General features: G+C 42.2%; 3 protein-coding genes. All 3 read right to left on the bottom strand.

The window, feature by feature from the left end; genetic code table 11:
• Positions 1 to 623 (bottom strand): cache domain-containing protein (locus WA010_RS06195; RefSeq protein WP_422556273.1); only part of this gene is annotated, 623 nt, incomplete at its 3' end.
• A gap of 120 nt (positions 624 to 743) precedes the next feature.
• Positions 744 to 1,658 carry a class I SAM-dependent methyltransferase gene (locus WA010_RS06190; RefSeq protein WP_422556272.1) on the bottom strand — a complete coding sequence of 305 codons (915 nt, stop codon included), beginning with the start codon at positions 1,656 to 1,658 and terminating at the stop codon, positions 744 to 746.
• A partial coding sequence (locus WA010_RS06185; RefSeq protein ID WP_422556271.1) for an efflux RND transporter permease subunit occupies positions 1,655 to 2,161 on the bottom strand: 507 nt, incomplete at its 5' end. The genes WA010_RS06185 and WA010_RS06190, both read right to left, overlap by 4 nt.

Here is a 2,161-nt window from a genome sequence, read left to right as displayed (position 1 = left end):
CAATGTACGCGATAAAGTCTTTCAGCTATTTCTTTGATAGCAGCAAAAGAATAAGAAATTTCGACAGTACCTACGAATTCTTTATGATAAAAAATCGGAAATACATGTCGAAATCCATTAAATATACGTCCTTCTTCGAAGCCTGAAACAGGTTTATGTGTTACATTAACTAGATCAATGGTAGCTCGTACACCTTTAAGGGAATCACCAAATTTTTTTGGACGGTGAAAACGTAAAAAGCTAACGGAATTAGGTAGGTGAAAGTGGAGTTGACGGATATTATTTGTTTTAAGATTTTGATAGGTAGCTTCAAGTTGTGTATAGAGTTGATCTCTGTATTGATGTCTTTCTTTAAGATTAGCATGTTTTGCTTTATACATTAGAAAAGCAATTTGAGGAGAATTGATAGAGTTTTTATAGGTCATATGGGTGATAGTGTCGTATTTAACCCTTAATGCGTCTATTCCGGTAGAATAAACTTGAAATTCTTTATTGAGATGCAGTTGTTTAAGAGTATGGCTCCAATAATAGGTAATAAGCCCCATAGCTATTATTTGGATTAACCATAATATTAATCCAGCAAAGACATATTTACGTATTACTGGCTTATCGATTTTGATCATAATGTATTCCAAATATAAATAATATTGCTAGATAAGAATACTATAAAATTAAAAAAAGCTTGCTTTTGTTAGATAAAGTAATAAACTCTACATGCTATAAAAGGATTAAGATAGCTTCATTTAAATGATTTTTCTAAAAACCAAATTTTTCAAACTTCGCTCTTCCTCGATTTCGGGGAAGCTCTCTAAATTCTCCAATCTCTCGACATACTCAAATTCAGGTGCATTTTCACGAAATAGGGCTTTGATAAATTCGCACTCCAGTTCGGGAGCGTTGAGCGCTGAGAGGACGATGCACTCCTGCGCTGTGAACTCATGGAGTCGACGGATAATCTTCTCATAATCAGATGTTGCGGCGAATGAGCCTTTTTGAAAGCTGGGGGGATCGATGATGATGAGATCATAAGGACCGCTTTTACGGATGCGGCTCCATGATTTGAGGATGTTGTAGGGCATGAACTCCACATTTTTCGTATTGAGTCCATTAAGACGGTGATTTTCTCTCCCCATCGTGAGGACATTTTTGTTCATATCGACATTGACAACGCTATGCGCTCCTGCATCCATAGCGACAACGGAAAACGAGCAGGTGTAGGAGAAGAGGTTTAGGACGTTTTTACCCTTTGCATGGTTACGGATAAATTCCCGACCGCGTTTCATATCGGGGAAGAAACCGATGTTTTGTGCACTCTGAAAATTGACATGATATTTGAGGGTGTTCTCTATGGCATAAGTTTCTTGAGCTAACTCTCCCGCGATAACGGTTGAGGGGGATGTGGGGAGATATCGCTGCTGTAATACTAATGCGTCCCATTTTCCCTCAGAGGTATAGAAATCGTGTAACATAGAGATAATCGCCTCTTCCTCTTTGTTCGCTTCAAACAGCACAGCGAAGAGTACTTTATTCACACTGTCGATGGTGAGAAATCGATAAGCACCATAGGTATTTCCGCGTCCGTGAAAGAGGCGTGTGTATTCTTCGGTCACGGTAGTGGAATTTGTTTGTAAAAGGTGCTGTAAATCGTCAACGGTCATTCTGTCGGCTCTTTTTTAATCGTATACAACTTACGAATTTTCGCATCGAGTGGTGCAAGGGCTTTGTAAAGTGCCGGAACAACGAGGAGACTGGTCAGTGTCGATAGGAGCAATCCGCAGATGACGGCAACCCCCATCGGTCCTTTGACCCCTGAGCCTTCCCCGACCGAGAGGGCGAGGGGGAGCATTCCGAAACACATCGCCGTAGTGGTCATCAAAATCGGGCGTAGACGAGAAAGTCCCGCTTCGACGATGGCTTCATCGAGCGGTTTCCCCGCGTCTTGGAGGCGGTTTGCGGCATCGACGACGAGGGTAGAGTTTTTTCCGACCAGTCCCAGCAGAAGCATCAGCCCCATCATACTAAAGAGCGACATATTCATCCCTGCCGCCCATAGACCGATAAATGCCCCCGTAAAGCTCAGCGGCAACGCACTCATGATGATGAGCGGTTGCAGAGGCGATTCGTACAATGCGGCGAGGATGAGATAGATCATTACCAGTGC

This window comes from Sulfuricurvum sp., assembly GCF_049305995.1.
GTDB lineage: Bacteria > Campylobacterota > Campylobacteria > Campylobacterales > Sulfurimonadaceae > Sulfuricurvum.
The sequence above is the reverse complement of the archived record's forward strand: the minus strand, read 5'-3'. Positions and strand labels throughout refer to the sequence as shown.